The organism is Achromobacter sp. 18P8.1.1, assembly GCF_057799415.1.
This window is the reverse complement of the sequence record NZ_JBYOKH010000093.1, coordinates 1-7,668: the sequence shown is the minus strand read 5'-3', so window position 1 is coordinate 7,668 and position 7,668 is coordinate 1. Positions and strand designations below refer to the sequence as shown.

Here is a 7,668-nt window from a genome sequence, read left to right as displayed (position 1 = left end):
CAGGCGCCGCATCCGCTTCCTTCTTCGCGCCTTCCTCGGCGGGAGCCGCCGGTTCGGGCAGCGAGGCGCCGGACTTGTTGGCCATGTAGACGACCGCGCGTGCGACTTCATAGTCGGACAGCGTGGGGTTGCCGCCCTTGGCGGGCATGCCGCCCTTGCCGTGCAGGGCCACGTTCAGCATCGTGTCGTAGCCGGACTTGATGAACGGCGCCCAGGCCGCGTTGTCGCCCATCTTGGGTGCGCCGGCAATACCGGCGGTGTGACAGGCCGTACAGACCGCGGCAAAGACCTGTTCGCCCGTCTTGAACACCTTGGGCGCGTTGGCGTCGACCAGCGCAAAACCCGCGACCGGCGCGATGCGCTTGGTGACGGCTTCTTCAGTCAGGGTATCGGAGCCGGCGCCGACCTTGGTGCCGGAGACCACCATGTTCACCAGGAGGATGATGATGGCGATTGGGATCACGAAAGATAGAACGATCGTGACGACCAGTTGCTTGGGGGTCTTGATGGGGGAGGAGTGCTCTTCTATGTGTTCCTGCTCGTTGCTCATGACCAAATCCTGCTAACGGGTGGGGCGCCTGGCGGCGGCAACAGAAAATCAGTAACTGCACAAATCGGCGAACCCGTGACGCATCCGCCTGCAAGCAAACGCTGGATTATATAACGGTGTCAGGGACGGGCGTCCAATGACGCTGCGGGGGTTTTCGATGAGATTGACGGAAGATTTGATCCACTTCATGCACGCTATCGAAAACTAGGTACAATGTCGCCTCCTTGCGCTGCGCCCGTAGTTCAATGGATAGAATGAGAGTTTCCGAAGCTCTTGATACAGGTTCGATTCCTGTCGGGCGCGCCACCCAATCAAAGACTTACGTTTTTTTGCCGCCGACATGGCCTTGAGCCAGGGGCAAGGAATTGGGTGTACTTGGGTGCACGCACCCCGGCCGTAATGGGCCGTAATGAAGGGCGATGGGCCGCAATGGCCACGATGCGCCGTGTTCTTCGCTCCACACGCTTATTGCGTCGCCGCGATATTTGAACGCCGCAAGCGCGCTCGCAAAGTCTCTTCCAGCGTACCCAGACCGACATCGCCGCAACCCACCAGCGTGAGTTCTTGTAGCGCAGACAATTCTCCCAGCACGTCAATATCCGCAATTCGCTTGCAGTATTGAATGTTCAGCTTCTCCAGGTTCGACAGCGCGGCAATGGGTCGAATCGTGTGCAATATTCCTTGGTTCTTCACCAGTAGCGAACGCAAACCAGCAAGCTGCTCAATACCTGCCAGAGATTCCAAGGTGCGGCCGTTAACGACGCCAAGCGCCACCAGCGGCAATGCGGCAAGCCGATTGAACACGGACGTGTCGAACGGCACATTCCACAGATTCAGTTCCTTCAGCGGCAATTGCAATGCGCGATCCAACATGACGCCGCGCCGATCCGGAACCGCCGACAACGACATCAACGCCGGAAAATCTTCCGGTTCAAATCGCAACGCTGCCCCCACGGTCAGGGACTCCAGCCTGGGCATCGCGCCGCCCTTCCAGGTGTAGGTGTTTTGACTGGGATGCAGGGAAAGGTGGCGCAGGCTGTCGGGCAACATGTCCGCGCGCAGGCCGGTCATGACACTGGGGTCGATCGCGCCTGGCCCCATGGATAATTCCACCAACGAAGGCATTCGGGCGATGAGCGCCGGCATTTCGGTCAACGGATCGCCATGCGGCGCCCAGACATGCACGGATTCAATCTGGGCCAGCGTGGCCGCATCCGGCGGCGCGTCGTAAAACACCACGGGTTTGTTCGGCACCTGCAATTGCGCAGCCTGACGGCTATGTATCAGCCCCCAGGTTTTATCGCGGCCGGGCTGCGGCGTCGAAAACGGGACGAATGACATGCGGCGTTCCGGTGAATGTTGGAGCACCAGTTTACGTGCATCCTCGACACATCATCAGGTGCCCGATGTCTATCATTTAGCCACCGACCGGTCCCCGAGTTAACCACAGCATCAATGGGCTCCGTGCGGCATCAGATATCAGTTCAGCGCCAGAACATACGGCGCCAGCAGCGATCTGCCGTAGGGCGAAGCCAGAAAAACAAACACCCCAATGTTGATCGCCACGGTGATCCAGAACACGGCACGGAAGGCCGGCTTCACCGACTTGTGCCTGAGCCATTCTTGCGCGACCAACGCACCGGGCCAGCCCCCGATCAGGGCGAGGATATGCAAGGTTTTCTCGGGAACGCGCTGCCGGTTCGCGCGGGCGGCCGCTTTGTCGACGGCATAGACCGTGAACGTGAGCGCGCTCAGCACCAGATAGCCCAGCCCTACCGCGATCGGCACCCGCCACAGCAAGGCTGCCAGTCCATAAGCGAATACGAACGCCGCCGCCAGCAGCAAAGGCGGGCCGCTTTTGCGCCCTGTGCGACGTCCTGACGGGCGTCGGGCCGGGGCCTGGTTCAACTGCCTGGGGTTCGGGTTTCGGGTAGGAGGCGGCGCCATGCTTATTGGTATTCGTGGGCTTTTTCTTCGATGAAGGCCTGCAGCCATTGCGCCATGTGCGCGATGTCGATCGCCTCGTCCGCCTCGGCACGTTTAAGCAGCATGGTGACCACGCCGATCTGCAGGCTTGTCTGCCGGTACCGCAGGACCGCGTCGGTGCCGTATTGATCGGTGACCTGCGCCCAGGCCAGACCGGGGACCAGGGTCGTCAGGCCATCACCGAATGCGATGCCCATGGCTTCCCATTCGGCCACGTCTTCGGCGGCCAGGATGCCGGCATCGACGATGCGTTGCAGAAGATCGAAGTCAGCCGCGGTGTGGCTCAGTTCGTCCTCGGGAAAATGGTGGGCGACCCGCGTATGGAGAAGAGCGCGCCGCGATTGCATGTGTTCCAGCATGCTGGCGGGTAGCGGTTGGAAATCGGCTTCCATGGCTTCGTTCATGCGTTCCACTTGGTCAAGTCATCCACAGGACGGGGCAGATAGCCTTCCAGCGTCTGCGCGATCCATGCGGGGTCAATGTAGTTGTAGGTAGATTCGATCACCCAGGATAGGAACTCCTGCGGACCGCCATTCAAATAAGGAGGGGGAGATACTGGTTTGAAGACGGTCGGCAGTTTGTCATGCACCGACGCATCGTTCAATACGAACCCCAGCTCCTGCACGACCTGCCAGGCCAGCGGGTGCTGCAGATCGATGGTCAGCTTGACCCACCAATACGCGTCGGGCGTGACTTTAGAGGACAGCACGGTCGTTCCGGGCAGCCGCGACAGATAGTCCACCAATTGCGGCAAGCCCGCCTTCAGCACCTTGGGGTCGATGGCCTCGACGGGCGGGGTGACGGCTTCCAGCTTCTTCAGGATGTGCGCGTGCAGCGTGCGTTGCGCATCGGCGGCCTCGCGTTCAAGGGGCTTCAAAAGACTGGAGGGTAGGGTGAGTTCCATGGTTTTCCGGTTGTTCGACTCTGATGAGTCGGCCAATGTTAACCGTCAGTCTGCCGCATCCGTCCGCCATCGCCGCCATTACGCGCCGCGATCGATTTCCACCACCGCCTTGCCGATCTGCACGCGGCTTTCGATGCGTTCGTGGGCTTGGGCGACCGTCTCCAGCGTGTAGCGTCCGGCGATTTCCATCGTCAACGCGCCGGAGGCCAGGGCGGCCCACACCGCATCGGCGCGGCGTTGCACGGTCTGCGCATCCTGCATGTGATCGGCCAGCCTGGGACGGGTGAGGAACAGCGATCCGCTTTCGCCGAGTTCGATGGGATCCAGGTCCTGCAATGAACCCGACACGGATCCGTAATTGACGACCAGGCCCCGTGTGCGCGTCGCCCGGAAGCTGTCGCGCAGCGTCTTGCGGCCCACGGAATCGAACACCACGTCCACGCCGCGGCCCGCGGTCGCTTCCAGGACGTCGTCGGCGAACTGGCCGTCACCATAGAGGAAGGCGGCATCCGCGCCGCGCGCCATGGCGACGCTGCACTTTTCCGCATTGCTGGCGGTGGCGTAGACGGTCGCGCCCAGATGCTTGGCCCACTGGACCAATAGCTGCCCGATGCTGCCGGACGCCGCATGGATGAGACACGTTGCGCCGGCTCGCAGTTGCGCGACGTCCTGCACCAGATAGTGGGCGGTGCTTCCCTGGAAGATCGCTGCCGCCGCCACATCGTACGCAACGCTGTCGGGCAGCCGCGCGCACCGGGCGGCGGGGATGCGCGCATAGTCCGCGTAGCTGCCCCAGGCGATGCACCAGGCGACGCGATCGCCTGCCTTCACTGTCGTCACGTTGTGGCCGACGGCGATGACGCGGCCCGCGCCTTCCATGCCCAGCGTGCACGGCAAGCGCACGGGGTAGGTGCGCGACGCGGCGTACTTGCCTTGACGCGTGTGGATGTCCATGAAGTTGACGCCGGCATACGCGACGCGTACCAGGACGTCGTCCGGGCCGGGTTCGGGGACGGGCGCGTCCTGCCTCCATTGAAGGACCTCGGGGCCGCCGTATTGTTCGATAGAAATGGCTCTCATGATGGTTTCCGCTGCTGTGTGTCGAGTCTTGCTGTGTTCAAAGGTAGGGCAGTTGGCCCTCAAATCGCGCGCCGCTAGTTCACGGCGATGCCCGTCCGGGCGATCAGTGCCTGCCATCGGATGGATTCAGCACGCACCAGGTCGGTGAATTCCTGGGGCGTGCCGCCGCCCAATTCATTGCCTTGGGCCAGCATCTGTTCGCGGATGGCTGGGTCTTGCAGGGCACGGTTCACCACCTCGTTCAGCTGCTGGACCACGGCGGGCGGCATGCCGGCGGGGCCGATCAGCCCTTGCCAGTTTTCCATGTGAAAGCCCGGCACGCCCGCTTGCGCCATGGTGGGCACGTCGGACGCGATCGGCGAGCGGTGTTCGCTTGTGATCGCCAGCGCGCGCAGCTTTCCGGACCGCGTGTAGGGAATCGCGGAGTACATGGGTTCGAACAGGAAATCCAGGTGGCCGCCGATCAGGTCGGTGACCGCCGCGGCGCCGCCCTTGTAAGGCACGTGCGTCACAGGCGCACCGGTCAGGCTTTTCAACAGTTCACCCGACAGGTGGTGCGCGCTGCCCACGCCGCTGGATCCGTAGGAAAGGCCGCCAGGCTTAGCGCGGGCGGCTGCTAGCAGCGACGGGACGTCGCGATGGGGAGAGTCCGCATTGACGACCAGCATCAACGGGCCGCGCTCGATCAACGCGATCATCGTCAGTGACGACACGGGATCGAACCCGCCGGCCGGCATCAGGCTGCGATTGACCGACAACGGGGCCAGGTTGCCCATGCCCAGGGTGTAGCCGTCGGGTTTCGCCCGGGCGACGGCCTCGGTGCCGATATTGCCTGCCGCGCCGGGGCGATTCTGCACGATCACGGGCTGGCCAAGCGCCTGCGCCATGAACGCGCCGAATTGGCGCGCGCGCTGATCCGTGCTGCCGCCAGCCACATACGCCACGAGCAAGGTGATCGGCGAGGCCGGGTAGGCAGGGGCGGCGCGGGCGGTGTTGAACAAGGCGGGCAGGGCGGGCAATGCCAACCCCGCCCCAAGAAAATGTCTGCGTTGCATGGAGGTCTCCTGGTCTTGTGCTCTGCATTCAGAGTCAGGCAAGCCATGCAAAAGCCGTGCCAGTGGGGCGGGATGGTCAGGGGCATTGATAAGAAAGGCTTTTTTAAGTGGCAGGCGTTTTTGGTAATCCCGGTTGATCTATATTTGAAACACAAGCATTCAAAAATGAGACATCACCATGCCAGCCGACCCGCCTTACCCGGCCCCGACTCCCAGCCCGCTTTCAATCTGGGCCGTCAGCGCCTATGAGCTGCTGCCCCTGGTGCAGCGTTGCGCACCGGATTACGCGGACCGCGCGCGCGTGCAGATGCTGAAGGCCCATTTCGATGACGCCGCAGACATGATCCGCGCCAAGCTGCGCACGGAATCTTGCGACGTGATCCTGACGGCGGGCGCGAATGCCGATTATTTGCGGTCGCAGTTGGACGTTCCGGTCGTCGCCGTACGCGTGGGCGGGTACGACGTCATGGCCGCTTTAGCGCGTGCGCGCCAGGTTTCAGACCGCATCGCATTGATGCTGTACCGGCATGTGCCCGAGGAAATGCGGCAGTTCATCCGGGAGTTCGACCTGAAGCTGGACGTGCGCGCCTACGACACCGAGAACGACGCGCGCAATACCGTGGCGGCGTTGCAGGCCGAGGGCGTGCAGGTCGTGATAGGCGCTGGTCTGGCCGTGCACCTTGCGCAGCAGCAAGGCATGGCCGGCGTGTTCCTGTATTCGCGCAATTCGGTCAACGCGGCGCTGGAAGACGCGATCAACCTGGGGGTGGCGCAGCAGGCCGAGAAGTCGCGCCGCATTACCTTGGCGAACGTCCTGGAGCACTTGCATGAAGGGGTCGTCGCCGTCGATGCGCGCGGTTGTGTCGTGGCGGCCAATCCGGCTGCGCAGAGGCTGACGGGCAGTGCCCCGCCCTTGGCGATCGGCGCGCTGTTGAATGCAGGCGTCCCGGAACTGGATCCCGGTCAGGCGTTGCGCAACGCAGCGCGGGGCGGTTCGGGCGTGTACTCCTTCCAGGGGCGGCAGGTGGTGGTGGACAGTTCGGTGCTGCACGAAGGCGGGGTGGTGGCAGGCGCGGTCTACACCTTGCGCGAGTCCAACGACGTGCGGCAGGCATTCCACAAGCTGCGCCGCCACGAACGCCGCAAGGGCGCGGGCGCGAGCTATACGCTGGACCAGATCGTGCAGGCGTCGCCGCCGATGCAGGCCGTGGTCGGCCGGTGCCGCATCTATGCCACGCGCGGGGAGGCGACGGTGCTGATCACCGGGCCAAGCGGGGTCGGCAAGGAACTGCTGGCGCAGGGCATGCACCACGCCAGTCCGCGCCGTCACCATGCGTTCGTCGCGGTCAACTGCGGCGCGTTGACGGAAAGCCTGCTGGAAAGTGAGCTGTTCGGCTATGAGGAAGGGGCCTTTACGGGCGCGCGCCGGTCGGGCAAAGCGGGACTGGTCGAAGCCGCGCATCAGGGCACCTTGTTCCTGGACGAGATCGCGGAGCTGCCCTTTGCGCTGCAGACCCGCTTGCTGCGTGTGTTGCAGGAACGCGAAATCACGCGCGTGGGCGCAGTCACCGCCACGCCAGTGGACCTGCGCGTCATCGTGGCGACGCACCGCGACCTGTTGGCGATGGTGCGCGAGGGCACGTTTCGCGAAGACCTGTACTACCGCATTGCGGTGCTGTGCGTGGCCGTGCCGCCACTGAAGTCGCGGCCGGCCGATGTCGATGCGTTGTCGCGGCGATTCGTGTCGCAGGCGATGCGCGACGCGGGCCTGGACCAGTACGAACAGGCGGTGTTGGACGTTTTACCTGCGGCCCTGGCCGATCATGATTGGCCAGGCAATGGACGCGAACTGGAAAACGTGGCGCAGCGGATTGCGATGGCGTGTGCGGAACAAGATGCGCCGCTGGATGCGGCGGCGATCCGGGCGTTGCTGGACAGGCCGGGCGGGCAGATCATGGATGACGCCGCTACGCTGACGTCTGTGCGGCGATCGGGGGAGCGGGAGTACGCGCAAGCAGTGCTTGCCGAGTGCGGGGGCAATCACGCCGCTGCGGCGCGTAAATTGGGTGTCAGCCGCAGCACGCTATGGCGCA

The 7,668-nt window shown here is 63.7% G+C and carries 8 protein-coding genes and 1 tRNA gene; 2 read left to right on the top strand and 7 right to left on the bottom strand.

Features of this window, described 5'->3' with window-relative positions; translation table 11 throughout:
• A partial coding sequence (locus AC27VE_RS30655; protein ID WP_488705847.1) for a c-type cytochrome occupies positions 1-550 on the bottom strand: 550 nt, incomplete at its 3' end.
• A gap of 231 nt (positions 551-781) precedes the next feature.
• Between AC27VE_RS30655 and AC27VE_RS30650 the strand changes: the two genes are divergently transcribed.
• Positions 782-856, top strand: a tRNA-Arg gene (locus AC27VE_RS30650).
• Between the two features lie 159 nt (positions 857-1,015).
• On the opposite strand, the gene AC27VE_RS30645 is transcribed toward AC27VE_RS30650, so the two are convergent.
• The 6 genes from AC27VE_RS30645 to AC27VE_RS30620 all read right to left on the bottom strand — a co-directional run bounded on the left by AC27VE_RS30645 (position 1,016) and on the right by AC27VE_RS30620 (position 5,575).
• Positions 1,016-1,891: a leucine-rich repeat domain-containing protein gene (locus tag AC27VE_RS30645; protein ID WP_488705846.1), complete on the bottom strand. Its 876-nt coding sequence runs from the start codon at positions 1,889-1,891 to the stop codon at positions 1,016-1,018.
• A 138-nt stretch (positions 1,892-2,029) separates the two neighbouring features.
• Positions 2,030-2,395 carry a DUF1294 domain-containing protein gene (locus tag AC27VE_RS30640; RefSeq protein WP_424626656.1) on the bottom strand — a complete coding sequence of 122 codons (366 nt, stop codon included), beginning with the start codon at positions 2,393-2,395 and terminating at the stop codon, positions 2,030-2,032.
• A gap of 104 nt (positions 2,396-2,499) precedes the next feature.
• On the bottom strand, positions 2,500-2,940 hold the full coding sequence (locus AC27VE_RS30635) for a DUF3806 domain-containing protein (protein ID WP_488705845.1): 441 nt from the start codon (positions 2,938-2,940) through the stop codon (positions 2,500-2,502).
• The gene (locus AC27VE_RS30630) at positions 2,937-3,440 is read right to left on the bottom strand and encodes a hypothetical protein (RefSeq protein WP_427957145.1); all 504 of its coding nucleotides are present in this window, start codon (positions 3,438-3,440) and stop codon (positions 2,937-2,939) included. Before AC27VE_RS30630 ends, AC27VE_RS30635 begins: the two co-directional genes overlap by 4 nt.
• A gap of 78 nt (positions 3,441-3,518) precedes the next feature.
• Positions 3,519-4,520 carry a quinone oxidoreductase family protein gene (locus AC27VE_RS30625; protein WP_488705844.1) on the bottom strand — a complete coding sequence of 334 codons (1,002 nt, stop codon included), beginning with the start codon at positions 4,518-4,520 and terminating at the stop codon, positions 3,519-3,521.
• 74 nt (positions 4,521-4,594) lie between these two features.
• A complete protein-coding gene (locus AC27VE_RS30620; RefSeq protein ID WP_488705843.1) occupies positions 4,595-5,575 on the bottom strand; it encodes a Bug family tripartite tricarboxylate transporter substrate binding protein in 981 nt (326 codons plus the stop codon).
• Between the two features lie 178 nt (positions 5,576-5,753).
• Here AC27VE_RS30620 and prpR point away from each other — a divergent pair.
• On the top strand, positions 5,754-7,668 hold a 1,915-nt coding region (prpR, locus tag AC27VE_RS30615; protein ID WP_488705842.1), incomplete at its 3' end, for a propionate catabolism operon regulatory protein PrpR.